Raw genomic sequence first — 25,952 nt, 5'->3', positions numbered from 1 at the left:
AAATAAGCTGCGCGCATGTTGAAGGAGGATTACACATGAATGAAAAACGGGCGACAGTGACGATTCCGCAGCAGGAGCTGCCGGTATCTTATGAGCCGGAAGTCGTTGTGATCGGCGGAGGAGCGACGGGCATCGCTGCGGCGATCGCGGCAGCTCGCAACGGCGCCGATACGCTGCTGGTCGAGCAGCGGGGGTATATGGGCGGCATGGGAACCGCTGCGCTTGTTCCGGCGTTTTGCCCTTATACCGACGGGGAGAAGCCGGTCATCCGGGGAATCGGGCTGGACTTGATGGAGAAAATGAAGCAGGCCGCCGGAGATGTCTATATGAGTATGCATAAAGACAGGCTGGACTGGGTTCCGATCGATGCCGAGGTATTGAAGCGGATTTACGACAGCGAGGTGACCCGAAGCGGGGCAAAGGTGCTGTTTCATACGTTTGTCGATCAGGTGCTGGCGGAGGGCGAGCAGATTCAAGGGATAGTAATCAGCAACAAGAGCGGCCGTTCGGTCGTCCGGGCGAAGCTGTACATTGACGCGACCGGAGACGCTGACCTGGCTGCGCTTGCCGGAGTGCCGTTTCACATCGGCGGAGACGAAGGGGAGCTGCAGCCGGGAACGATGTGCTTCCTCGTATCCGGTCTGGATAAGGATCGATACGACCGGTTTATTGAAGAAACCGGGCAGGGAGGCCAGTTGTCCGAGACGGTGCAGCTGGCGCAGCAAAACGGCGACCTGCCGGAAGGGCGCAAGCGCATTTCCGGCACGGCGTGGCTTTCGAAGTCTGTGGCCGGCTTCAATTTCGGCCATGTGTTCGGGGTTGACGGCACGAAGGCGGAGGATTTAACCTATGCGGCGATCGAGGGCAGGAAGCTGATCGAAACGCAGCTGCGGTTTTTGCATAAATATGTGCCGGGCTTTGAGAACGCCCATCTCGTACATTCGGGCGATCAGATCGGCATCCGCGAGACGAGGCGGATCGTCGGGGATTACACATTGGTCGTAGACGATTTCATGAGCATGCGCAGCTTCGAAGACGATATCGCGCGCAACTCTTATTTCATCGATATTCATTTGGCGAACGCGCAGAGCACGATGGCGATCAAGCGGCTGCCCAAGGGCCGTTCGCACGGCGTCCCTTACCGCTGCATGCTGCCCCAGGGCAAGGAGAACCTGATCGTGGCGGGCCGTTCCGTATCGTCGGATCGTCCCGTGCAGGGCTCCCTGCGCGTCATGCCGAACTGCTTCGCGATGGGGCAGGCCGCAGGCACGGCTGCGGCCATGGCAGCGCAGGCGGGCACCGGCTTCCGCGGCGTTCGCGTGCCGGCGCTGCAGCGAAGGCTGACCGAGCAGGGCGCCTGGCTCGGAGACCGCTCGGAAGCCGGAGCGGAAGGAGCGGCCGTCGGCACCGGCGCAACGGCGGCAATCCGGTTCGATGAGGAATGCTGACGGGACATTGCGGCCTCCGGTTAAAGCGCCGGCGGTCGATGCGCGTGCGGCCGACGCGCGCTGGGAAGGCGCGGGCTGGGGGACGCTCGGCGACAGCATTACGGAGGCGAACGGCTACCAGCCGCTTGTCGTATCCCGACTTGGCTTCGGCAGTATCGTCAATTACGGCAAGAGCGGCTGTCCGATGACGGCTGGCGGCGGCACAGATTACGGCGCGACCGTCAATATCGGCAGGACGGTAGATCCGTCGCTGGAATGCGTCACGGTGTTCGCCGGCGTCAACGATTTCCGGCTGCATAAACCGCTGGGCGGCCCGAACAGCTATGACAGTTTAACTTATTACGGCGCCTACCGAACCTTGATCGAACAGCTGCTAACCGCCAATCCGTACTGCAGGCTGAATCTGTGGACGCCGTTGGCGAGGGATAAGGACGGTTATGATATACACTTTACGAACGAGGCGGGCTGCCGGTTGGGCGACTATGTCGAGGCGGTTCGTCAGGTCGGGCGGGAATATGCGCTGCCTGTGCTGGACCTGTTTGCCGAGAGCGGGTTTCATAAGCTGACGCTGCCGGCATTCACATCGGACGGACTGCATCCGAACGCCGAAGGTTATCGGAGAATTGTGGACATGGCTGCGGCATTTCTTGCACGATTGTAGCGAGCGCCGAAAGCTTAAGGCCGGCTTGAAGCGGCGTTCTTGCTATTCCGCGCCCGGTCGGAGGATTACGGACTTGCCGACGGCTTCAGTTCCCGCGCTTACTCCACCTGTTTCACGATAATACAATTACCGCAAGCGGCTGTCCCGGAAGGATGCAGGCGAATAAGCCAGTCCGCGGTCTAGTGTGACGCCTCCAAAACCACGATTATGGTGGGGACGGGGGCGTCTTTTTCAAATCGCGGTCGCTTATCTTGGAAAGGCCTTGATAGAGCAAATCGGGAGCAAAAAGTAAATATACAATATGTAGCAGCTTACGTCAAAGTTACTTATTGAAGCCAAGTTAAGTCCTTATCCAATTGGAAAAATTCAGCTATGATGAAGAAGAGACTTTTTTTCCGAAGCTGTTTCGGGAATGCATCCAAAGAACGGGAACGTAGGTGACTTCATGAAAGCGCAATCGCAGGACAAGGAACAACCCTCGGAAGAGGACGAACGGATGACCGCTTCGGAAGCCGCATTGGCCGATCCGAACGACCGCAAGGCGATCCGCAAAATTATTTTGCAGCTCGCGGGCCCGTCGTTGGTGGAAATGCTGCTGATCAATTTCATGCAGATGCTCAGCATGATTTTGGTAGGCCGGGTAGGTCCTGAAGCGGTGGCGACAGTCGGCTTGACCAGCCAGCCTTATTTATTGCTGCTTGCCGTGTTTATGACGATGAACGTAGGCACTACGGTTATTGTCGCAAGGGCGGTCGGTGCGGGCAAAATTATGGAAGCGAATCGCGCCGCCAGCCAGGCTTTTGCGCTCAACATCGTACTGTCGGTGGTCGTGGTGGCGCTCGGCTACGTGTTTGCCGCCGATCTGCTGAGGCTGATGGGGGCCGGCGAGGATGTCGTGGCGCATGGGCTGCGTTATGCGGAAATCATTTTTTTATCGATCGGCTTTAATACGATTTCGATGGCATTGACGGCCATTTTACGAGGTGCCGGCGATACGCGCACCCCGATGAAAATTAACGTGCTGTCCAATGTGCTCATCGTTGTCATCGGGTTTCCGCTGATATATGGCGTCTTCGGCCTGCCCGAGCTGGGTGTGACAGGAGCGGCGATCGCTACGATCATCTCGCAGCTCGTTTCCATGGTATGGGTCGTTGCGGTCATGTTTAGCGGCAAATATACGATCCGGCTGACGGCCCGCGGCCTGCTGCAGGTCGACCGGGAGATGATCGGCCGTATCCTCAAGATCGGCCTGCCGACGGCGATTGAACAAATCGTGATGCGGCTCGGCATGCTGGTGTTTGTCAAGGTGGCGGCCAGTCTCGGAACCGTGGCGCTGGCGGCGACTCAGATCGCGTTTAACATTTTCGGCCTTACCTTTATGCCGGGGATGGCTTTTTCCATTGCGGCTTCCACCTTGGTCGGTCAGGCGCTTGGCGCGAACAAGCCGGACTTGGCCGAAAAGTACGGGTGGCAGGTTCGTAAAATCGGGATGGTTGTAGCAGGCGGGATGGGAGTTGTATTTATTGCATTCGCTCCTTACATCATGATGATGTATACGCCAGACCCGGCCGTTATTGCCCAGGGGGCTGTCGGTCTGCGCATCATGGGCTTCATTCAGGTGTCGCAGGCGACCCAGTTTATTTTGGGCGGAGCGCTCAGAGGCGCGGGGGATACGCGCTATCCGCTGTATTCGACGCTGGTCGGGGTATGGGGCTTCCGCGTCGCGTTAAGCCTGCTGTTCGTGTACGCGCTGAAATGGGGCATTGCCGGAATATGGGCGGCCGCCGCAGCGGATCAATTCGTCCGTTCCGTTCTGATCCATGCCCGGTATAAGCGGGGGGTCTGGAAGACAGCCAGGGTATAGACCGGAGATCCGCCGCATATAAACATGGTTTCTTGCAAAAAAATTTCTTATAGAAAGGCATGTGATCCGAAATGAACCACAGAAGATTGGGAAGAACCGGCTTGAAAGTATCCGAGGTCAGCTTGGGCACGATGGCGTTCGGACGTTGGATCGACGAGGCTCAGTCGCGCAGCGTATTCGATGCCGCCTTGGAGGCGGGCATCACGCTGTTCGATACGGCGGATGTGTACGGCAAAGGGATGGACCGGGACAACCCGCTTGAATCCGGGGAGTCCGAGACGATTCTGGGCAGCATTATGGGAGGCCGGCGAGACCGGATCCTGTTGGCCACCAAGGTGCACGGTAAAGTCGGGCTTGGTCCCAACGATTCCGGCCAGAGCCGATACCATATATTCCGCGCCGTCGAGGCGAGCCTGAAACGGCTGCAAACCGATTATATCGATTTGTACCAGGTTCACCGGTTCGATCCTCATACGCCTCTGGAGGAAACGCTGCGGGCACTCGACGATCTGGTCAGATCGGGCAAAGTTCGCTATATCGGCTGCTCGAATTTCGCCGCATGGCAAATCGCCAAAGCTCACGGGGTCAGCGCTTTGAACCAGCTTCACCGGTTTGAAAGCGTTCAGCCGGAATACAGCATCATTACAAGAGACATCGAGGCGGAGCTGCTGCCGTTTGTACAATCCGAAGGGGTCGGCGTCATCGTATATAGTCCGCTCGGCAGAGGGCTGCTGACCGGCAAATACCGTCAGGGCGAAGCGCCCCCGGCCGGAACGCGCGGTGCGTCGGGCGAACGGAGACTCCAATCGCTGCTCGAAGTCGACCGCAACCACCGGATCGTCGAAGCGATCCGTCCTTTGGCCGAGCAGAGAGGCTGGACGCTGGCGCAATTCGCTTTAGCGTGGGTGCTCGGCAATAAGAACGTAACCTCCGCCATTCTGGGTGCGTCGAGGCCCGAACAAATCGGCGATGCCGTGCAGCATGTCGGGGAACGTCTGACGGACGAGGAGCTGGCCGTAGTGGATCGGGTGTCCTAAGCATTAAAAAACTTTTTGCGGAAAGAGAATAACCGACGATGAACGTTTCCAACCAATCGGGAAAAACGATTTACGCCTATGTATCGTTTTATTATGCGCTTGTGTTTATGGCGTTAGGCGCATTCTCCTCCTACATCAGCCTGTATTACAATAAAATTCAGCTTGATCTTTTTACCATCGGGCTGTTGACCTCGGCAGGCTCCGTTATTGCATTGTTCGTACAGCCGCTATGGGGGCTGGCGGCGGACAGGTCGGCCTCCAAAAACCGCATATTGCTGGTCAGCCTGCTGCTGACCTCCGCAACGGTTTGGCTTGTCCCGCTGGCGGGCACCCATTTTTGGCTGCTGCTGCTGGCGACGATTGTGTTTGGCGTGGCGCAATGCGTCGTTAACCCGCTCAGCGATACGATTGCGCTGGAGCTTGCGAACAAGTCGAGCTTTAATTTCTCCCGGGTGCGCACGGCCGGCTCGGTCGGCTATGCAGCGATGTCTGCGGTCGCCGGCTGGATTCTTGACCGGAATATCGATTACATGTTTCCCGTTTTCTCGGCGATGACGTTCGCCGCTTTCCTGTTTGCGCTAGGCATTCCGAGAGTGGAGGGCCATCAGCGAAAATCGAAAGTAAAGCTGAAGGAGCTTTTTGCGAACAGGCCGCTGCTTTTGCTCTATATATACACCTTTGCGATGGAATCGACGATCGGCTTCTTTTTTACCTTTCATGCGGTGTACAGTCAAAATCAAGGCATTAGCACCAGCCTGATCGGAATCGGGATCATGATCGGCTCGATCAGCCAATTTCCGTTTATGATTTTTTTCGACCGGCTGTATGCGCGTTTCGGCATTTATAACATTTTACTGTTTTCCGGCCTGATCCATGTCGTCAGGTGGATTTTGTACGCGACCGTCGTTACGAAATTTACCGTCATTTTATGTTGGGTGCTGCATGGCGGAACCTTTATGTTGTTCTATTTATGTCTCGCCGAATATGTGAACCGGCATGTGCAGAAGGAACTGAAAGCAAGCGGTCAAATGATGAACTCGATCATGCTGTCGGGCGGCAGCCGCGTTTTTGGCGGACTGGCCGGCGGAGGCTACGCCGCTTTGTTCGGTATCGGATCCGGCTTTGCCGTATGCGCCGCCATATGTACAGCCGCGATGATGTTCTTTTTCGCCGTCGTGAAAAAGCATTTGCATTTGCAGCCGCAGCAGAAGCAGACCGGCACCGATGTCGCGTCATGATGATGGCGTAGCGCTTCGGTCGGTCGCGCATGGACGATAACTGTTGTCAAACGATCCTGAGTCTTACTGGCCGTCTGGCCGGGGACGCGGGATTTTTTGTTGTTCGGCCAGGAAAACTATGCATTTTGCCTAAATATGGATCCAAGTTCAATGAAGCAGCTTTTCGGACGACCGAGTGAATGAACGCGCTTAACATTATTCATGTGAACTGCTTAAGTTTGTTAATTCCCAAACAAGCGAATGTTCGCTATATTGAAATCCGTAAGCGTTATCATTCCGTAAGTAAAATTCAACGAACGGAAAGCCATTAAACCACATAAGGGGGAAATCCAATTGATCAAACGTGCAGGGCATATCGCGATTATTTTTGTACTCCTGCTGCTGGCCGCCTGCAATAATCCGACTCCGGGGACGAAAGCCGCGGACAATTCCAAGAACGCGCCCGGAACCGGCGAGCAGGTTAAAATTACTTGGTGGGATTATATGAACTCGGAAGAAATGGTAGCGGCGCTGAACAAGGTCATTGCCGATTATATGAAGGAGCATCCGAATGTCAAGATCGAGCGTACATACGTTCCTTTCGGCGATTTGAAAAACAAGCTCCTGCTGGGCTCCGCCGCCGGACAGCTTCCCGATATCGTATGGATCGACAATCCGGACCACCAGGCGTTTGCCGCCGCAGGCGTGCTGGCCGATATTACGAAGGAAGTGAAAGAATGGGGACAAGCCGATCAGTACTACAAGGGACCTTGGTCTTCGACTCTATATAAGGACAAAAACTACGGCGTTCCCAACAGCAGCAACAACCTGGCCTTATATTACAATGCCGATATGCTGAATGCCGCGGGAATTAAACCTCCTGCGAATTGGGCCGAGTTGAAAGACGCGGCAAAAAAATTAACCAAACCCGGCGTCTACGGAATGGCCGCATCCGCCGTTCGCAATGAGCAGGGGACATTCCAATTTTTGCCGTTCGTATGGCAGAGCGGCTCCGATTTGAACAATTTCAACAGTCCGGGCACGATTGAGGCCGTCAAGCTGTGGAAAGATTTGGTGGATGGCGGTTATATGTCGAAGGAAGTGCTGGGTCAGGATCAGCAGGCGGTGATGCTGCAGTTTGCGGCAGGCAATGTCGCGATGATGGTGAACGGCACATGGCAAATTCCAGTGCTGAAAAAAGATGCGAAGTTCAAATGGGACATCGTCACTTTGCCGGTCAACAAGCAGGGAGGCACGATTCTTGGCGGCGAAAATTGGGCGATCACCTCGACCACCAAGCATAAAGATATTGCCTGGGATATCGTCAAATATGCACAGCAGCCGGAATATTTGAAAAACTTCCTGCAGGCGGCGGGGCGTCTCCCGGCCCGTAAGGATCTGATCCAGGACCCGGTATGGCAAAGCGACAAGCTGATGAAAATATTCGCCGACAGCATGGATGTAGCGAAGGCTCGCGCTTACGGTGCGAACTATCCGAAAATTTCCGATTCGATTCAGGAAATGATCCAGCAGGTGTTGACCGGAATCAAATCGCCGGAGGATGCCGTCAAAGAAACGGATGCCAAAATCAAGCCTTTACTGCAGTAAGGACGCAAAAGGGAAGGGGCGGCATGCCGCTGCTTCCCTAATCTTTTCAGTAAACGAGGGAGACCCATGGACATTCAAACTTCAGTGAACGTGCCTTCCGCAGCAAAAACGAACCGCAGGCTGCGGTGGAGCAGAGTGAGCAATTATACGTTCGTGCTGCCCGGCGTGTTATTTATGATTTGCTTTCTTGTGTTTCCGATTTTGTACAACTTGTGGATCAGCTTTCAAAACGTGACGCTGATGAATTTAAAGGGCGACCATGATTTTGTCGGGTTCAGCAATTACGCAGCCATGTTCAAAGATGAGTTGTTCCGCATCTCTTTTCGCAACTCTGCCGTATTCACGGTCGGAAGCATCGGACTTCAATTTGTGATCGGGTTTGCGCTGGCCTTATTTTTTAACCGCAAATTTCCGGGGCGGGACATTATGCGCTCGTTGATGCTGCTGGCCTGGATGCTGCCGATTGTCATTACAGGGACGTTATTTAAATGGATGTTTTCCGGGGATCATGGCATTTTTAACCATATATTGCAAACAGCCGGGCTGCTCGATAAACCGAAATTTTGGCTGACGGACGAGAGCACATCGCTGCTCGGCACAGTGTTCGCGAATATTTGGGTCGGCATCCCGTTTAATATGGTCATTTTGTTGTCAGGCCTGCAATCGCTGCCCGGGCATTTGTACGAGGCTGCGAAAATAGACGGGGCAAGCCGGCTGAATCAGTTCGCGTACATCACGCTGCCGCTGCTCAGACCGACGATTCTGGTGCTGCTGATGCTGGGCATCATTTATACGTTTAAAGTGTTCGATCTGATCTATATTATGACCGGCGGCGGACCGGTAAATGCTTCAACCGTTTTTCCGCTGTACGCATACCGGCTCGCATTTACGAATTTTGAGTTCAGTCTCGGAGCGACGGTCGCCAGCTTCATGTTTCTCATCTTGATGGTGCTGGCAGCGGGCTATCTCTGGCTGATGAGGAAGGAGGAGCAGCATTGATCGGGAAAGCACGTTATGATTATCGGAATTATGCGTTTTCGCTGATCGGCATTGTGATTGTACTGTCGTTTCTGTTCCCGGTTTACTGGATGATTGTAACCTCGATCAAACCGATGGATGAGCTGTTCGCCAAGCCGCCTCATTATTTTCCGCATGCGCCGAGCTTCAGCTCCTATATCGATAATTTCATCAAGAACCGCGAGATGCTCGGTTATATCGGCAACAGCTTTATTATCGCGACGGGGAGCATGCTGCTGACGCTGCTGCTTGCGGCTCCTGCCGCATACGGATTGGCCCGGCTTCCAATGAAAGGCAAGGCGGCCATTCTCATCCTGCTGCTGGCCACTCAGATGCTGCCGAGCATCATGCTGGCGATGCCGCTGTTCATCGCATTTTCCAAGATCAATCTGATCAACAGCTTCACGGCATTGATCATTGCGAACACGACGCATTCGCTGCCGTTTGCGATACTGGTGCTGCGTCCTTACTTCCTGGCGCTGCCGGCAGGTCTGGAAGAGGCCGCAATGATCGACGGCAGCAACAAATTCAGCGCGTTCGCACTCATCGTCCTGCCGCTGGTCAAACCAGGCCTGCTGACGGTCGGCGCCTTTTGCTTTCTGTGGGGCTGGGGGGATTTCCTGTTTGCGCTGACGCTGACGACCAACGAAGCGATTCGCCCGCTGACGATGGGGCTCTACAAATTTATAGGCGAATACGGCACGCAGTGGAACAATCTGATGGCGGTGGCGACGATTGCGGCGCTCCCGATCATCCTGATCTTTATTACGATGCAGAAGTACATTGTCGGCGGTCTGACGAACGGCGCGATGAAAGATTGAATTCAATTTTATTCGTACATGGAATTTCATTTATGAAAGGGGAAGGTTACACATGAAACTGGGCGTATTTTTAACGTTATTTCGCCGTCACAGCTTGGAGGATGCATTGGCCTATGTCGCCCGGCAGGGCGTGCAAACCGTGGAGATTGCAACCGGAGGGTATGTCGGCAACCACCACCTGAATCCGTCGGAAGTGCTTGGAAACCGGGAGCAGCTGATGCGGATCAAGGAGCTTCTGACCAAGCACGGCATTACGGTCAGCGCGTTGAGCTGCCACGGCAATCCGCTGCATCCGAACAGCGCCGTTGCCGAGCTGCACCACCGCGAATTCGAACAGACGATCCTGCTCGCCAAGGAGCTCGGCGTCGACACGGTCGTCAATTTCTCCGGCTGCCCGGGGGAATCCGAAACATCGCAGCGTCCGGTATGGATCACTTGTCCATGGCCGACCGACTTCTCCGATACCGTTGCCTGGCAGTGGGAAGAGCGGGTTCTCCCTTATTGGGAGAAGATGGGACAATTCGTTCGCGAGCAAGGGATCAAGGTGGCCGTTGAGCCGCATCCCGGCTTTGTCGTCTACAATTCGGAGACGGCTCTTCGCTTATGCGAGGCGGCGGGCGATCATGTCGGCGTCAATTTCGATCCGAGCCATCTGTTCTGGCAGGGAATGGACCCGGTCGCATGTATTTATGCGCTGCAAAATAAAATTTATCATTTCCATGCCAAAGATACGGCCATCTATCCGCATAATAACGCGCTAAACGGTGTTCTGGATACGAAGTCTTATAAAGACGTCAAACATCGCTCATGGACGTTTCGAACGGTCGGATACGGACATGGAACGGAGGTATGGAAAGATATTGTCAGCGCATTGCGGACGGCAGGCTACGACGGGGCAATCAGTATCGAGCATGAAGACGGATTGATGTCGGTGCAGGAAGGCTTTACGAAGGCGGTGCGCTTCCTGCAGGACGTGCTGATTACGGAAACGTCGGGTGAAATGTATTGGGCTTGATAGCGTCGCGAGCTAATGGCGCGGATGTTAGTTCGCCGGTCTTCTAGGCAGCCCAACGGGAATGAGCTATAGTTAGAAGGGTACAATGCACCCTAAGGAGGAGCAGCGCATGAACATCCTGATTGTCGACGATGAAGCTATTATTCGTAAAGGGCTCGAAAGAGCGATCGGTCAATTTGACGGCTTCCGCGTCGTCGGGACGGCCGATGATGGTGAGAGCGCGCTGGAATGGCTGAAAAGCGCCGATGCGCCGCCTGATTTGATTATTACGGATATATTCATGCAGTATATCGATGGCCTGGAGTTCATTGAACGGGTAAGCGGTCAGTACCCTCACATCCGGTGCGCTATTTTATCCGGGCATGGAGAGTTCCATCTCGCGCAAAAGGCGATTGATCTGAAAGTATGCCGGTACATTACGAAGCCTGTGGAGCCGCCGGAGCTGTTCTCCGTACTGGACGGTATCCGCGAAGAAATCAGGAAGGAGCGCACCCGATATGCGGACCCGCTGCGCATGGAGCAGCTGACGGCCAATGCCACGCTGTATGTCAGGGACAAGCTGCTGTCCGATTTGCTGGAAGGGCGGCTCGTCTCCGCATCGGAGCTGCGCGATTTTGCCGGCTGCTTTCCGTTTTCGCTGGATGCGCATTTCGTCGGCGGGGTCGTCCGCGTATGCAAATACGGGATGGATTTGTCGCAAAGAGATATGCTGCTGTACAGCGTAGCCGTCAAACAGCTGTTTACGGAAGTGGTATTATCCGGAACGGCAGGGTTCGTGATGATCAAAGAAACGGGCACTCTCGTGTTCGGAACGCGCGGCGCTCAACCGGATTGGGAGGCGTTGGATAGTTTTGGTTCATTGGCCGAAAGCGTGCTGGGCATCCCGATAGCTTTCGAGACGGGAGAGACGGCGCACGGACTGCTTGAGCTCCAGCCTTCCTTGGCGGGTGCGGTGGACCGTTTGGAAAGCCGGATCAACGAGCATTTCTTTTTTCCGTTGGAACAGGTACAGCAGCTTCGTCTGGCGGCGCGGGCGGGCGATATCGAAGAGATGCGCGTCGCGGCGCATGCTTTCATCCACACGCTGTTGGAGCATAATTTCGGCATGGAGCTTGTGCTTCAAGGCTTTTACAAGCTGATCGAGTCGATGGAAGGCTTGCTGGGGCAATTGGATATCGAATGTCCCAAGCCCCCTCAATTACTTCATTTGCCGCTGCCCTCCGTCGTTGATTATATGGAAAAATGGCTCGACTCTTGCATTTCGCTGTGCGGACGGCTAAAGCCGCGGCCGGGCAGCGATATGGTTCATAAGGTCATGGTTCATATGGAAGAAAACTATGCGGACCATTCGCTGTCGCTGAACAGCCTTGCCGAACGGGTATCCGTCCATCCGAATTACTTGACCCATATGTTCCGCAAGCAGACGGGGCTCTCCTGCATGCAGTTTCTGGCACGTCTTCGGATGGAGAAGGCGAAACTGCTGCTGCATGAGCCCGATTTGAAAATATGCGAAATCGCCGACCGGGTCGGTTACGGGAATCCGCTTTATTTCAGCAGCTATTTTAAAAAATGGGTTGGCGTCAATCCAACCGACTATAAGGATGGACTCGGCACCTATGCTTAAACGGCTGCTCCGGTTTTGCTCCGGGTTTTACAGAACGCTCAAGCGTAAAATTTTCGTCAAGCTGATATTGTTGATCGTCATCCCCAATTTACTGCTATTGCTGATCATTAACCAGCTGATGAACAAGCAGATCCAGCAAAAAATCGACGAGATGGACAATACGCTGTATGTGCTTGAGCATGCGACGAGCCGCGAGCTTAGAGCGTTGTTCAACGATGTGACGACTTTGACCAACCAGATATTGATTGAGCCGGAGGTGCAGCGTATTTTATCCGGCAGTTTGAAGGATGCGGGGCTTGCCCAGAAGGAACGGGAGGGAGCGGCCTACGGCTACACGCTGCATGAGGATTATGCGAACCAGGAAATAATGCGTTCGATTTTATCGAGACAGCGGCTGGTATGGAACAATATTTTTTCCATCGCCATCATTGATTCCAATCATGCGATTTATTTGAATACATCGGAAAATTACCAATTAAACGCAAGCGATTTGACCAAATCGCTGCTGCTGCGCGAAATTGCTTCTCCCGAACAGTCCGGTTTGGCATGGAGCGTGAACGACGCGGTGACGAAAAATGCCGATATGATTACGATCGGACGCAAAATATATGGAACGAACCAGCCAAAGCGGGTAATCGGCTATGTGCTGGTCAATTTATCGTTAAATGCGGTGAGGGATTCTTTTCATACGTACAATTATTTCGGGCAGATGATTTTTGGTCTCGTTAATAAAACGGAAACGACCTGGATGATCTACGACGACCATAAAATGATCGGAGGCCATGGACCTTTGCTGCCCCGCCCGCTCGCAAGCGTCAGTTCAGGCCTGACGGAAATAAACTTAAACGGGCGGGAGTGGCGTACGGTCATCCGGCAAAACGAGGAGCAGGAATTTTTATTCGTCGGGCTGGATGCCGAGTATATTAAAAGCCAGGCCGCCGTCTTCCGCAACAATTTGTACTATGGTTACGCGTTTTTTTTGCTGCTCGCGTTTCTCATTTCGCTTCAGGGCACGAAGATGCTGTCGCAGCGGCTCGGGGCGTTGAACCGGGCGATGCGCACATTCGGGCAAAAGCAGTGGGGCACCCGGATCGAACTGAAAGGAACCGACGAAATCAGCATTATCGGGGATACGTTCAACTCGATGGCCATCCATATCGAAGGGCTGCTGGACGATTTGCGGGAGCAGCAGCGGCTCAAGCGTCTGTTTGAATTGCGGGTGCTGGAATATCAGATCAATCCTCATTTTTTGTACAACACGCTCGATTCGATCAATTGGCTGGCGCTGGAAAACAATCAAACCCGGATCAGTCAAATGGTGAACGGGCTGTCCAAGCTGTTTCGGCTTATTTTAAGCAAAGGGAAAGAATTCATTACGCTGCAAGAGGAATTCGAGATGATCCGGATTTACTTGAATATTCAAAAAATCCGCTTCGAGGACAGATTTGCGTTTATCGTCGATCTGGATGATGATGTCGCCGGATATCCGATCGGAAAATTGATGCTGCAGCCGCTGGTCGAAAATTCGATCGTTCACGGCATTCGCAGAGTGCGCAGGCAGGGTATCCTGCAGGTGACCGGCCGGCGGTCGGAGGGAAAAGTCATATTGGAAATATCCGACAATGGAGTCGGCATGACGCCGGAGCAGGTTCAGAAGCAATTGGAGCTGATGGAGACCGGCGTACTGGAAAAAGGAGCGATTTCCTCCGGCGGCTACGGCATGAAGAACGTCGATTCCCGGTTAAAAATGATTTACGGCGGCCATTACCGGATGACGCTCGTCTCAAGCCGGTCCGCGCCAAGCGGGACGACGGTGCGAATTCAAATAACGGAGAGCGCTATGCTTGGGATGAAAGAGGAATAGCCGGTAGGCGAATCCAAACCCGCCGCGCAGTAACAATGAGAAAAGGTACAGTCACTCACGAAAAATGAGGAGACTGTACCTTTTTTCTGCTGTCAGGTCGAATCTTGGAAGGTAAACAGGAAGTCGGCCGGTAAAAGAACTGATTATAATTTTTAACAATTTGATGCGTTTATTTCATTCCATTGAATCCATGCTTTGCAATACAATTAGGGCATGAAAAGGAGTGAATGTACAGAATGATGGAAGCAAAAGCTGTTAAGGTATCCGGTATGCCTAAGCCTTCGGTTCGAAGAAGGGCGCGGATTCACTGGATTCCCTATCTGTTTATCGCACCCACGGTGTTGCTGATCGTTTCGTTTTTGTTTTACCCGATGCTTAACGTGTTTTACTTCAGTTTACAAAATTATAACCCAAGCAAGCCTTACTATAATAGCTTCGCCGGCTTGGACAACTTTGTAAAGATTTTCACTTTCTTTGCTCCCTGTGGTCGTTCTGTTCGCTTTTGTTCAGAAGTACATGGTGCAGGGAATGGCGGCAGGCGCGGTCAAAGGTTGATTTTTCGGGTGTATTCCTTACCAAAGGGTTCATCGATATACAATAATAAATAAAGGTGGGAAAATTGAAATGAAATGGATGAAGATGCTTGCCGATACAAGCCAACATTGGGCAAAAGCTGCTATCTCCACAGCCGAAGCGCAAGGATTGGTTTCGGGATATAGCGATACAACCTTTGGCCCGGACGATTATATTACTCGTGAACAAATGGCCGTCATAATGGTTCATGCCGCTAAAATGGATATTGCGTCAGAAGGCGCGAATTACACTGATCGCGCGGAGATTTCGGATTGGGCAAAAGCTGCGATTGCAACAGCGACTTCGAAAGGGCTGCTAGACGGGTACCCGGATGGTACGCTTAAACCACAAGGGAATACATCCCGCGCGGAAGCAGTAACTGTCATTCAAAGAGCATTAACTTTAAAAAAGTAGAGTAACCGTACAAAGCTGTTCCTAAGTCTGCAAACTAGACTTAGGAACAGCCTCTTTTTTTAGCAAGAATAATGGAACTGGAGAGCGACCCGCTTCAGTTCCTCAACGCTTCGCGGCGGCGCTACTCCATTCCGCATCGCTTCGGGAAGCGCCTGCCATAGCTCCAGCAGCAGGGGCAGCTCAAGTCCGAGAGCCTGCAGTCTCGCTTCATCGCGGAACACTTCCTCCGGCGGTCCCTGCATTACGCATTGTCCGCGATCCATGACCAAAACCCAATCCGCCCAAGCGTAGGCCAGGTTCATATCATGCGTTGCCATGACGACCGTTATGCCGGATTCGTGAATACGGCTCAATTCTTCCAGCAGCTGCCGTTCGGACGAGCGGTCCAAATAAGCGGTCGGCTCATCCAGCAGCAGCAGCTCCGGCCGAAGCACGAGCACGCCGGCCAGGGCGACCCGTTTTTTTTGTCCGAGGCTCAGATGATGAAGCGGCGTATCCGCCAACTGGCCCAGCCCCATCGAATCGAGGATGTGCAGCGTACGGACGCGGATTTCATCCTCCGGTACCCGCGCATTGCGAAGTCCGTACGAAATATCCTCGAAGGGCGTATTCAATATCAATTGCTGCTCCGGATCCTGGAACACGAGCCCTACGCGCTGCCGCAGCAGCTGCAGCTGCTTTCTGTCATACGACAGGGGAGTCCCCTTCCAGGTCAGGAGCCCTGCCGCAGGTCGGTGAATGCCGACAGCATGCAAAAAGAAGGTGGATTTGCCCGAGCCGTTATGGCCGCAAATCGCCGTTCGTTTTCCTTCCGGAATGCTCATTGTCAAGCCGTTCAGAGCATCAGCTGCAGAGCCGGGGTATTGATAGTTGACTTCCAATGCTTCCATAATCGATTTCACAGCAGAATCCTCCAGCGAAGCCATAATTCTACAAGCAATAAAGCGGCGATTCCGGCACAGCTTTCCCGCCAATAACGGGCAGGTACGGAAACGGCCCGGTACGGGGCCATATGGATCTCATCGGTAAAGCCTCTTGCGATCAGCCCGTTGGCGAGCTGCTTGTAGCGCTGCATCGTTTTGGTGAACAGCCTGACGACGAGGGACGCAGTATCGGCAAGTCTGCTTTTGAAGCCCGAATGGCCACCGCGCGCCATCTGCGCTGTATACATGTCGTGCGCTGCCGTGTCGAGCAGAAATAAAAACCGGTACATAATGAGCATCAGCTCGATGACGAGGGACGGCATGCGGAGCCATTTCATGACCTGAAGCAGCTCGGAAACGGGCGTAGTCAGCATCATAAAGGACAGGCAGGATACGCAGGCCGCGGTTCGGCATAATAATAGAAGAGACGCGTGAACGCCGCTGTCCGGTATATAGGCCGTCCAGTGGGCGAAGGTGAAGGAGAACGCTGCCCCGGTCGTGCCCGGCAGCTGCGTGCCGGACGGAGCAATCTCGATGAGGACAGCCGGCAGGCTCGCAGCGTAAAATATAAAGCAGGTGCCAAGCAGCCCTGCGTAAATGCGCATCGGAATGCGGGCATGGCCGACAGTCCACAGGCACATCCAGCCGACCGTAAGCAGCTGGACCGCCGGATGCGACATGTACGACAGCACGAACATGGCGGCTGTGAATCCGCATTTCCACAACGGAGATACGGAGCGCAGTTTATTGCCGTAGGCGTATGTATCGATAAGTCGGATCATTGCGCTTTGGATTTGGCGGCTTTGCCCCGAAGAAATCCGATTGCATATCCGATGAATCCGGCCCCGGCGGCGGCCTGCAAAGCGAACAGCATGCTCTCGGTTTCCGCAGGCGGCTCCATTAACGGAGCAAACCACGGCTTATAGCCGGGAGCCAGTTCGCCGATCATTTGCTCCGCAGCGCCGTCGGCTCCGCCGAAATCGCCCTGGACGAGAAGCAATGGGAGAACGGCCAACAGGATGACTGCCGTAATGATCCAAATATTTTTCGAGCTTTGGTTCATCCTTTATTCGCTCCTTTCATGCTGCGCTGCAGCAGCGACAGCTGTTCCGGGCTGTACGCCTGCAGCCAGTTCCAGATTAAGACGGTAATCAAGCCTTCGCTGATGGCCAGCGGGATTTGGGTTATCGCGAAGATACCCGCGAATTTCAGGAAGGAAGCGGCGATGCCGCCGCTTGCCGCGGGAAAAGCGAGCGCCAACTGGATGGACGTTACTACATAGGTGGATAAATCGGCCAGGGCGGCTGCCAAAAAGATCGACAGCTTTTGCCTGCCTGTCGACGCTATCATCGAACGATAGACGGTATAGCCGATCATCGGGCCGGCGACCGCCATCGAAAACGCATTGGCCCCAAGCGTCGTCAGTCCGCCATGCGCCAGCAGCAGCGCTTGAAACAGCAATACGATCGAGCCGAGCACGCTCATCGGCAGCGGACCGAACATGACGGCTCCGAGACCGGTTCCGGTCGGATGGGAGCTGCTTCCGGTCACTGACGGAATTTTGAGCGCGGACAAAACGAAGGTGAAAGCGCCGGCCAAACCGAGCATCAGTTTTAATTCCGGCGTTTCTTTCGTAATCCTCATTAAAGACCGCAACCCCAGAACGAAAAAAGGAATGAAGACCGCCCACCAAAATACCGCCCATCCGACAGGCAAGAAGCCCTCCATAATATGCATGGCATAAGCGGACTGCGGTTCGTTCACGGTTAAATAAACAGTAAATCCGAGCGCCAGTAAAAACGTGCTGAGCCCTTTTTTTGCTTTCATCGACAACTGCCTCCCTGTACAAATGTTTCCCAACCGCATTCCATACACATTTGCAAACAAAAAAACCAATCCTGTCGGATTGGCATGGGTACGTAACAAAGAGAGACAGCTAATGATTCCGATTGCCGCTTCACTGTGCGTACACCTCTCCTTTCCGCGAAGGCATGTGGGTGCATAGATAAGGTAGGTCTCCTGGCTCTCGGCTCTTCATGTTTTCCCGTCTTCCCCGAAGTTCGTCGTTCGAGTGACATTCATTGGGAAAAAACTCCCCGATTACAGTGGCGGGACCGCTCGGGATTTGCACCCGATTCCCTGTTACCCTTTGCTTTAAGCAAAGGCACCTCATCTATATTGAGTATGCGATTGTTTGATGACACGAATTGAATAAAAGATAACATGAAAACGGACCATTGTCCATTGGCCCGACAGCTTTTTTCGAAAAAGCGTCACATTGCCCGTTACCAACCTTAATCGACAGTCCCTACTTGTTTGTTAAGCAAACGGTTCCAAATTTAATAATCGAATTCTGATATTTATAAGACGCTGCATGCCGAACCCGTTACAATAAGGCTAAGACAATTTAATTACGCTTTATATTTGAAGGGAGCAATTATACAATGGCAACTATTAATGTGGGCATTATTATGAACGGCGTTACCGGCCGCATGGGGACGAATCAACATTTGATCCGCTCTATCGTAGCGATCCGCAAGCAAGGTGGCGTAGCGCTGCCTAACGGTGACGTCATTATGCCGGACCCGGTGCTCGTCGGACGTCAGGAAAGCAAACTGAAAGCATTGGCTGAGGCGAACGGCATCGAGCGCTGGACCACCGATCTGGATGCATGCCTGGCCGAATCGTACAATCAAATTTACTTCGATTCGCAAACAACCGTACTTCGCGCTCAAGGCGTCCGCAAAGCGATCGCTGCCGGCAAACATATTTATTGCGAAAAACCGACGGCCGAAAGCTTGGCCGAATCGTTGGAGCTGGCCAAGCTGGCGCGCGACAAAGGCATCAAGAACGGCGTCGTGCAGGACAAACTGTTTCTGCCGGGCTTGATCAAGCTGAAAAGATTGATCGACGCCGGATTTTTCGGCCGCATCCTGTCCGTTCGTCTCGAGTTCGGCTACTGGGTATTCGAGGGCGATATGATTCCATGCCAGCGTCCTTCGTGGAATTACCGCAAAGAAGACGGCGGCGGCATCATCGTCGATATGTTCGCTCACTGGCGTTACGTGCTGGACAACTTGTTCGGCGAAGTGAAATCCGTTTCCTGCCTGGGCGTGACCCACATTCATGAGCGCTTTGACGAAAAGGGCGAAAAATACGTTTGTACGGCTGACGATGCGGCATATGCCACCTTCGAAATCGCAGGCGGAATCGTCGCGCAGGTCAACTCCTCCTGGACGACCCGCGTAGACCGCGACGATCTGGTTACGATCCATGTCGACGGTACTGACGGCAGCGCCGTAGCCGGACTTCGCGAGTGCAAAACGCAGCATAAAGTAAATACGCCGAAGCCGGTCTGGAATCCGGATATTCCGAACCCGTTCAACTTCCAGGAGCAATGGGAAAATGTACCGGACAACCAGCTGTTTGACAACGGCTTTAAAATTCAATGGGAATTGTTCCTGAAGCACATCGTTATCGACACGCCGTTCCCTTGGGACTTGCTTGAAGGCGCCAAAGGCACGCAGCTTGCCGAGCTTGGCCTGCAGTCCTGGAAAGAACGCCGCTGGATTGACATACCGGATTTGAACTTGTAAGAGGGGGTAATGAATTTGGCTCAATCTATTCAATTGCCGCGCGCCGGAGGCGAGCTTTACACCTATGAGCTCGGCCGCTCCGCCGCGTTTGAAGTACCGAAAGGCCCGTTGAAAAAGCGCATCGCTTTTTCCGCGGCGCATGTCGTTTGCGATCCTTTTTCCAATACCGATCCATTGGCGCAATCGAAAATCGATTTCAAGGCGACCATGGAATACCGCTATTATTTGTGGTCGCTGGGGTTGTCCGTCGCGGAAGCGATGGACACCGCACAGCGCGGTATGGGACTGGACTGGAACGCGTCCAAGGAGTTGATCAGGCATTCCATCGCAGAAGCCCGTGCCGTCGGCGGCAACATGGCTTCCGGAGCCGGCACCGACCATTTGGCGCCAAGCGCCAACGTTACGCTGGAGGAAGTGGAGGCGGCTTACGAGGAGCAGTGCTCATACATCGAAGGGCTGGGTGGACGCATCATCCTGATGGCGAGCCGCGCTTTGGCCGCCTGCGCCAAAAGTCCGGAAGATTACGAGCGCGTTTACGGCAAAATATTAAGCCAGGTTTCGCAGCCCGTCATCCTGCATTGGTTAGGCGACATGTTCGACCCGCAGCTGGCCGGCTATTGGGGGCATCAAGATCCGGATGCGGCGATGGACGTATGCCTGCGCGTCATTCGCGCCAATGCGGACAAAGTCGACGGCATCAAAATTTCGCTGCTCGATGCGAGCAAAGAAATCAAAATGCGCCGTTTGCTGCCTGAAGGCGTGAAAATGTACACCGGCGACGATTTCAACTATCCGGAGCTGATCCGCGGCGACGACCAGGGGTTCAGCCATGCGCTGCTCGGAATATTCGACGCGATCGCGCCTGCGGCGGCAGCGGGGCTGCACGCGCTGGATGCGGGGGATACGGAGCGTTACCACCATATTTTGGACAAAACGCTGCATTTGTCGCGGCATATTTTCCAAAGACCGACGTATGCCTACAAGACGGGTATCGTCTTCATGGCGTATTTGAACGGCCATCAATCGCATTTCCGTATGATCGGCGGCGCGGAAGGCGCGCGTTCGATCGTCCATTTGTCGGATTTATTCGTCATGGCGGATGAAGCGGGCTTATTCATTAACCCGGATCTCGCCGTGGAACGGATGCGCAAAGTATTGACATTGTCTGGCGTAAATGAGTAAGGGAGGGATTTCAAGATGGGAAAACTGCAAAATTTTGACCGTCTTAGCTTGAACCAGATTACGACAGACCGGTGGAGCTTGCGCGAAGCGGTGGAAGGCAGCGTTCGCGCCGGCATTCCATGGATAGCGCCATGGCGCAACAAGGTCGCCGAAGCGGGGTTGGCTGAAAGCCGCCGCTATATTCGCGATGCGGGCCTGAAAGTATCGAGCCTGTGCCGCGGCGGATATTTCCCGGCGGCGACAGCGGTCGAACGCGAAGCCAGGCTGGACGATAACCGCCGGGCGGTGGAGGAAGCCGCCGAGCTGGGCGCGGAGGTGCTCGTGCTCGTCTGCGGTCCTTCCGCGGACAAAGATATTGCGACTGCCCGCCAATATGTGGAGGAGGGTATCGAGAAGTTAATCCCGTTTGCCCGCCAACACGGGGTCAAGCTCGGTATCGAGCCGCTTCATCCGATGTATGCCGCAGAGCGTTCGGTAATCGTTACGCTGGGGCAAGCCAATACGCTTGCCGAGAAGTTTAACAAGGAGGATGTCGGCGTTGTCGTCGACGTGTTCCACGTATGGTGGGACCCTGAGCTGTATACGGAAATTGCCCGCGCAGGCGACCGCATCCGCGGCTTCCACGTTTCCGACTGGCTCGTTCCGGTTCCGGATTTGCTGCTTGGCCGCGGGATGATGGGCGACGGTGTGATCGAGCTGAGCCGTATCCGACATGCCGTTGAAGCGGCAGGCTATAACGGGCCGATCGAAGTTGAAATTTTTAACCAGACGATTTGGGATATGCCGGGCGACGAAGTGCTGGCGCTGATGAAAGAGCGTTATTTGGAACACTGCTGACATAAGACGATACGAGTACACGCTTCACGTTTGTGAATGGCGTGTACTTGGCTTGGCTGCAAGTATATGAACATTCATACATGCTTCGTACAACCGCGACAATCGCTTACGCTTACGTTACGACGGAGAAGCCGCTTATCCCTGGTTGTAAAGAAACATACTTGTGAGCTTGCCCCCAAAACGGTAAGATGGGTATATCATTAATATTCGGGCGTTTTGGGGGCTTTATTATGAAGCTGAAAAGGATTGAACTGCATTTGGGCGGTATCCAGTTATACGAAAGCAAGCATCTTGACGGCGACATCGTCGACGAGCATCATCATTCCATCCATCAAATTTTATATGCGCTGGAAGGCGAAGGAACCATTACGCTGGACAATAAAAGGTATGATTTTAAACAGGACAGCGTCGCGCTGATCGTGCCGCATTCGAATCATTCCGTATTTTCCGAATCGAAGCTGACGCTGCTTGTGCTCGCTTTTGAGGAGACGGCGATTGATTCGCATGCCCGTACGGGCCTGCTGCATGCCTGCTTTACGTCATCCGCATTTTTGCAGTTAAATCCGTTTGCGGCGGCCGATTTAAGACAGCTGCTGCGAAAAATGCTGTTCGAGCAATCCCATCAGGACGAGCTCGGGGATTGGGCGCTGCAAATTTATATGCTTGAAATATTGCTGGCGCTGGCACGCTCGCGCCAATCGGCGCTGGTGACGGATTCGAACAGCTTGCGCGCGGATCGGATTCGCAGCTACATCGACAGGCACTACTTCGAACCGTTGAATGCAGGCGATATAGCCGCCAGGCTGGGAATCGGAGCCCGGCATGTCAACAATATTTTCAAGGACCAGTACCGGATCACGCCGATTCAATATTTAACGGAGGTCCGGATTAGTCTGGCCAAAAAGCTGCTTATTGAAACGGACAAGGATATCGTGTCGATATGCTTTGAGGTTGGGTATGAAACGCTGCCGACATTTTACCGGGCATTCAAAAATAGTGTGAATATGTCTCCAAATATGTTCAGGCAGCAAAATAAAAGCTGATCGATGAATCATAGTAGGGGTGACGGGCTGATGATCGAGAACAAACAAGTGTCCATTTTATTAGTTGGAATCGGCGGTTACGGGAACAATTATGTGAGAGATCTTCTGGAAGCGGACGACAACAGGGCGTCTATTGCCGGCGTCGTTGAAGTGAACCCGGACAGCTGCCGGTATGTGCAGCAGCTAAGAGACAAAGGCATACCGTTTTATACCGATATGGAAAGCTTTTACGCGGAATCGCAAGCCGATCTGGCTATCATTTCGACACCGATCCAGTTTCACTGCCAGCACGTATGCACCGCCTTGTCGCATGGAAGCCATGTCCTGTGCGAAAAGCCGCTGGCCGCGACCGTCCAGGAAGCGCAAACGATGATGGAGGCGCGCGACCGGAGCGGCAAGTTTGTAGCCGTAGGCTATAATCTCTCGTTTAACAATCAAATTTTGGCGTTGAAGCAAGATATTTTGGCAGGGCTGTACGGAAAGCCGAAACGGCTCAAATCGATTGTCCTGTGGAGACGGGCGCTGTCGTATTTTCAAAGCGGCTGGAAGGGCAAGCGGAAAAGCGCGTCAGGCGCATGGATTTTGGACAGCGTGGCGCATAATGCGACCGCCCACTTTTTGCATAACATGGTTTATTTGACCGGCCCCGCAACCGATCGGAGCGCGAATCCCTTGAACGCGACCGTCGAGCTGTACCGCGCGAACGATATCGAAACCTTCGACACGTGTACGATGAAGGTGAAGACGGATAACGGAGCAGATATTTATTTTTACACCTCTCATACGATTTTGGACAATGAGGGCCCGATTTTTCACTTTGAGTTTGAACGGGCGACGATTACATTCGCCGAAGGCCTTAACGATAACCGGATTACGGCCGAATTTCACGACGGCTCGCAAAAAGTGTATGCCAGCACGGGCACAACGCAAACCGAAGACAAGCTGCGCGTCTGCATAGACGCGATAGTTTCGGGCAGCGGCCAAGTTCCGTGCGGACTCGAGGCCGCCTATTCGCAGCTTCTGGCCGTCAACGCCGCCATGGATGCGATCCCGCAAGCGCCGGGTTACCCGGAATCGCTGGTGCATCTGGACGACGAGACGAACGCGGTATGGGTCGAAGGCTTGGCAGATACGCTGAAACGCTGCTTCGACGAGTGGAAGCTGCCGTCGGAGACGGGCACGGCCTGGGCGGCGCCGGCGAAGCACGTCGATTTTGCCGGCTACCGGGAATTCAGGGGGTGAGCCGGTTTTGCAATTAGCCATTATCGGTTCGACAGGCCATATCAACTATGTAATGGACGGACTTCGGGAATTGCCCGAGGTTCGTCTTGTCGGCGTTTCGCCGGGCTCCGAGGGCGAGCCGATCGGGAAGCTCACGGAGAGAGCGGCACGGGAAGGCCATGAGCCGACCGTGTATGCCGATTATCGCGAACTGTTGGACAAAGCCAGGCCCGATGTCGTCGCCGTAGCCTGCTTTTTCCATGACCATGCGAAAATCGCCGCAGAAGCTTTGCGCAGAGGGATTCACGTGTTCGTGGAAAAGCCGGTGGCGACGTCGCTTGACGACTTGGCGATGCTGCGGGAGGCATACCGCAATGCCGGCGGGGCGCAGCTGGCGGCGATGTTCGGGATCCGTTACAATCCCGCTTTTTATACGGCATGGCATGCGGTTCGGGACGGGGCCGTCGGCGGGATCCGGCTGATGCATGCGCAAAAGTCGTACCGGCTCGGCAGCCGGGGCGAGCATTTCAAGCGGCGTGAGACTTACGGAGGCACGATTCCGTGGGTTGGAAGCCATGCGATCGATTGGGTGCACTGGTTTAGCGGCGCCCGGTTCGAAACCGTCTATGCCTCGCATTCCGCGATGCATAACCAAGGGAACGGCGAGCTGGAAATGTCGGCCGCTTGCCAATTCACGATGTCCGGTCAAATTGCGGCAACGGTCAGTATCGATTATTTACGCCCGGCCGCGGCGCCGACGCATGGCGACGACCGCATCCGGATCGCCGGAACAGAGGGAGTACTCGAGGTTCGCGGCGGGCAGGTGCTGCTGATCAACGGGGAACAAGAAGGCGAGCGGGAGCTGCCGCTGCTGCCGAAGGCGGACATTTTTGCGGATTTCGTAAGGCAAATTGCCGGAACCGGCACATGCCTCGTGAGCGCCGAGCAATCGTTCTACGTGACCGAAGCATGCTTGAAGGCGGTCATCTCCGCAGACGAGAACCGGGTCGTTACGTTCTAGAACCTTACCGAAAGGTTATAACGGAAAATACGAAGAGGCTGTCCCAAAAGGGGATCCGTGAGTGAGCCAGTCCCACCAATAGCAAAGACGCCCCCGGAACCACCGACGAGTGGGGAAGGAGGCGTCTTTTCGCATGCAGATTCATGTCAGAGTGGGAGTTCAAAAATCCGAAAATGATTTTTGGGACAGCCTCTTCATCATGTCGTGTGCGACGGATATGGTGCCGGCGTGCAGATTAATAAGCTGCATATGCTGGCCGGTACGTGCAACCGCAATGGTTTGGATAAAAGCTAATCATTTAATCCCTTTCCATTGAGAATTTGCTGCATATATTTTTCAACCCTTGACTCTCGAGTTTTGGATTGTTTGGGTTCAGAAAAATAATGAATGTATGCTCTTTGCCGTCCCGGCGTCAATGCTTCAAAAGCAGTTTTCAAGGCAGGGATTTCATCGAGTTTATTTTGAAATTGTTCAGGAATTACGAATTCTGTCGTTTTCTTATAATTCACTTCCAAACCGGCTTTTTCAACTTCAATGGCTTCATAAATATAGGCTTTCAGAATGGTTTCCATTTCAACTATTTCTTGAACATTGGTGAACCGAATCTGGCGCGCCGCCTGTACATTCTCCGTTTGTTGGATTAGAATCCCATGGGCATCCTGCAACAAGACGCCTTTGTGAAACAGAAGCGCACAGTATTCTTTAAATCCATGTATTAAAACGATGTTTTTTTTCTCAAACGTGTAACAAGGATGCATCCACTTAAATTCTTCGGTCAGCTCACAGTCAAGAACGATATTTCTCAACTTCTCATATTCTTTCTTCCACTTTTTGGATTTACTTAAATATTCATCAACCTTGGGATTCATTCTGCTATTTGTCATCGAGCGACACCCCTCAAATTTTGACTGTATTTGTTTAATCAGGCAACTGCCTGATATATTTGATTTCCGGAATCGTTCAGGG

Annotated in this window: 24 protein-coding genes and 1 riboswitch; of the genes, 19 read left to right on the top strand and 5 right to left on the bottom strand. The window is 53.7% G+C overall.

Features of this window, described 5'->3' with window-relative positions:
- The first annotated feature begins 35 nt into the window (after nucleotides 1–35).
- The 13 genes from E1757_RS27300 (at nucleotide 36) to E1757_RS27235 (ending at nucleotide 15,163) form a co-directional block, all read left to right on the top strand.
- Entirely contained in the window at nucleotides 36–1,448 is a 1,413-nt protein-coding gene (locus E1757_RS27300) for an FAD-dependent oxidoreductase (RefSeq protein WP_133234201.1), read from the top strand.
- Entirely contained in the window at nucleotides 1,435–2,109 is a 675-nt protein-coding gene (locus E1757_RS27295; protein ID WP_133234199.1) for an SGNH/GDSL hydrolase family protein, read from the top strand. Before E1757_RS27300 ends, E1757_RS27295 begins: the two co-directional genes overlap by 14 nt.
- Before the next feature lie 445 nt (nucleotides 2,110–2,554).
- Nucleotides 2,555–3,973 (top strand): MATE family efflux transporter, encoded by a 1,419-nt coding sequence (locus E1757_RS27290; protein WP_165972317.1) that lies wholly within the window; start codon nucleotides 2,555–2,557, stop codon nucleotides 3,971–3,973.
- A 71-nt stretch (nucleotides 3,974–4,044) separates the two neighbouring features.
- Nucleotides 4,045–5,010, top strand: a complete 966-nt coding sequence (locus tag E1757_RS27285) for an aldo/keto reductase (RefSeq protein ID WP_133234195.1) — start codon at nucleotides 4,045–4,047, stop codon at nucleotides 5,008–5,010.
- Between the two features lie 38 nt (nucleotides 5,011–5,048).
- Complete coding sequence (locus E1757_RS27280) at nucleotides 5,049–6,248, top strand: MFS transporter (protein ID WP_133234193.1); 1,200 nt, start codon at nucleotides 5,049–5,051, stop codon at nucleotides 6,246–6,248.
- 333 nt (nucleotides 6,249–6,581) lie between these two features.
- Entirely contained in the window at nucleotides 6,582–7,835 is a 1,254-nt protein-coding gene (locus E1757_RS27275) for an ABC transporter substrate-binding protein (RefSeq protein WP_133234191.1), read from the top strand.
- Nucleotides 7,836–7,901: 66 nt separating this feature from the next.
- Complete coding sequence (locus tag E1757_RS27270) at nucleotides 7,902–8,834, top strand: carbohydrate ABC transporter permease (protein WP_133234189.1); 933 nt, start codon at nucleotides 7,902–7,904, stop codon at nucleotides 8,832–8,834.
- Nucleotides 8,831–9,673: a carbohydrate ABC transporter permease gene (locus E1757_RS27265; RefSeq protein ID WP_246079561.1), complete on the top strand. Its 843-nt coding sequence runs from the start codon at nucleotides 8,831–8,833 to the stop codon at nucleotides 9,671–9,673. Before E1757_RS27270 ends, E1757_RS27265 begins: the two co-directional genes overlap by 4 nt.
- 52 nt (nucleotides 9,674–9,725) lie before the next feature.
- On the top strand, nucleotides 9,726–10,688 hold the full coding sequence (locus E1757_RS27260; RefSeq protein ID WP_133234186.1) for a sugar phosphate isomerase/epimerase family protein: 963 nt from the start codon (nucleotides 9,726–9,728) through the stop codon (nucleotides 10,686–10,688).
- Nucleotides 10,689–10,797: 109 nt separating this feature from the next.
- Nucleotides 10,798–12,312 (top strand): response regulator transcription factor, encoded by a 1,515-nt coding sequence (locus E1757_RS27255; protein WP_165972316.1) that lies wholly within the window; start codon nucleotides 10,798–10,800, stop codon nucleotides 12,310–12,312.
- Nucleotides 12,305–14,176 carry a sensor histidine kinase gene (locus tag E1757_RS27250; RefSeq protein ID WP_165972315.1) on the top strand — a complete coding sequence of 624 codons (1,872 nt, stop codon included), beginning with the start codon at nucleotides 12,305–12,307 and terminating at the stop codon, nucleotides 14,174–14,176. Before E1757_RS27255 ends, E1757_RS27250 begins: the two co-directional genes overlap by 8 nt.
- A 236-nt stretch (nucleotides 14,177–14,412) precedes the next feature.
- Nucleotides 14,413–14,784 (top strand): hypothetical protein, encoded by a 372-nt coding sequence (locus E1757_RS36645; RefSeq protein ID WP_246079559.1) that lies wholly within the window; start codon nucleotides 14,413–14,415, stop codon nucleotides 14,782–14,784.
- Between the two features lie 16 nt (nucleotides 14,785–14,800).
- Nucleotides 14,801–15,163 carry an S-layer homology domain-containing protein gene (locus tag E1757_RS27235; RefSeq protein WP_133234180.1) on the top strand — a complete coding sequence of 121 codons (363 nt, stop codon included), beginning with the start codon at nucleotides 14,801–14,803 and terminating at the stop codon, nucleotides 15,161–15,163.
- A 59-nt stretch (nucleotides 15,164–15,222) separates the two neighbouring features.
- Here the strand turns inward: E1757_RS27235 and E1757_RS27230 are convergent, their stop codons facing one another.
- From E1757_RS27230 to E1757_RS27215, 4 genes are read right to left on the bottom strand one after another with little or no spacing between them, the layout of a single operon-like run.
- Nucleotides 15,223–16,065: an energy-coupling factor ABC transporter ATP-binding protein gene (locus E1757_RS27230; RefSeq protein WP_133234178.1), complete on the bottom strand. Its 843-nt coding sequence runs from the start codon at nucleotides 16,063–16,065 to the stop codon at nucleotides 15,223–15,225.
- Nucleotides 16,062–16,868: a cobalt ECF transporter T component CbiQ gene (cbiQ, locus tag E1757_RS27225; protein WP_133234176.1), complete on the bottom strand. Its 807-nt coding sequence runs from the start codon at nucleotides 16,866–16,868 to the stop codon at nucleotides 16,062–16,064. The genes E1757_RS27230 and cbiQ overlap by 4 nt, the downstream gene beginning before the upstream one ends.
- Entirely contained in the window at nucleotides 16,865–17,149 is a 285-nt protein-coding gene (locus E1757_RS27220) for an energy-coupling factor ABC transporter substrate-binding protein (RefSeq protein WP_133234174.1), read from the bottom strand. Before E1757_RS27220 ends, cbiQ begins: the two co-directional genes overlap by 4 nt.
- Complete coding sequence (locus E1757_RS27215) at nucleotides 17,146–17,913, bottom strand: energy-coupling factor ABC transporter permease (RefSeq protein WP_133234172.1); 768 nt, start codon at nucleotides 17,911–17,913, stop codon at nucleotides 17,146–17,148. The genes E1757_RS27220 and E1757_RS27215 overlap by 4 nt, the downstream gene beginning before the upstream one ends.
- 165 nt (nucleotides 17,914–18,078) lie before the next feature.
- Nucleotides 18,079–18,273, bottom strand: a riboswitch (cobalamin riboswitch).
- Between the two features lie 257 nt (nucleotides 18,274–18,530).
- Between E1757_RS27215 and E1757_RS27210 the strand changes: the two genes are divergently transcribed.
- From E1757_RS27210 to E1757_RS27185, 6 genes are all read left to right on the top strand, one after another.
- Nucleotides 18,531–19,682, top strand: a complete 1,152-nt coding sequence (locus E1757_RS27210; RefSeq protein ID WP_133234170.1) for a Gfo/Idh/MocA family protein — start codon at nucleotides 18,531–18,533, stop codon at nucleotides 19,680–19,682.
- A 15-nt stretch (nucleotides 19,683–19,697) separates the two neighbouring features.
- Complete coding sequence (locus tag E1757_RS27205) at nucleotides 19,698–20,864, top strand: dihydrodipicolinate synthase family protein (protein ID WP_181956699.1); 1,167 nt, start codon at nucleotides 19,698–19,700, stop codon at nucleotides 20,862–20,864.
- Nucleotides 20,865–20,879: 15 nt separating this feature from the next.
- A complete protein-coding gene (locus E1757_RS27200) occupies nucleotides 20,880–21,701 on the top strand; it encodes a sugar phosphate isomerase/epimerase family protein (RefSeq protein WP_133234166.1) in 822 nt (273 codons plus the stop codon).
- 230 nt (nucleotides 21,702–21,931) lie between these two features.
- Nucleotides 21,932–22,744 carry an AraC family transcriptional regulator gene (locus E1757_RS27195; RefSeq protein WP_133234164.1) on the top strand — a complete coding sequence of 271 codons (813 nt, stop codon included), beginning with the start codon at nucleotides 21,932–21,934 and terminating at the stop codon, nucleotides 22,742–22,744.
- Between the two features lie 30 nt (nucleotides 22,745–22,774).
- Nucleotides 22,775–23,986 (top strand): Gfo/Idh/MocA family protein, encoded by a 1,212-nt coding sequence (locus E1757_RS27190; RefSeq protein WP_165972313.1) that lies wholly within the window; start codon nucleotides 22,775–22,777, stop codon nucleotides 23,984–23,986.
- A 7-nt stretch (nucleotides 23,987–23,993) separates the two neighbouring features.
- The gene (locus E1757_RS27185; protein WP_133234160.1) at nucleotides 23,994–24,986 is read left to right on the top strand and encodes a Gfo/Idh/MocA family protein; all 993 of its coding nucleotides are present in this window, start codon (nucleotides 23,994–23,996) and stop codon (nucleotides 24,984–24,986) included.
- Between the two features lie 290 nt (nucleotides 24,987–25,276).
- On the opposite strand, the gene E1757_RS27180 is transcribed toward E1757_RS27185, so the two are convergent.
- Complete coding sequence (locus tag E1757_RS27180) at nucleotides 25,277–25,870, bottom strand: YdeI/OmpD-associated family protein (RefSeq protein WP_133234158.1); 594 nt, start codon at nucleotides 25,868–25,870, stop codon at nucleotides 25,277–25,279.
- Nucleotides 25,871–25,952: the final 82 nt, after the last annotated feature.

Source organism: Paenibacillus piri, assembly GCF_004354045.1.
Classification (GTDB): Bacteria; Bacillota; Bacilli; order Paenibacillales; family NBRC-103111; genus Paenibacillus_S; species Paenibacillus_S piri.
This window is presented reverse-complemented; position numbering and strand designations above follow the sequence as displayed.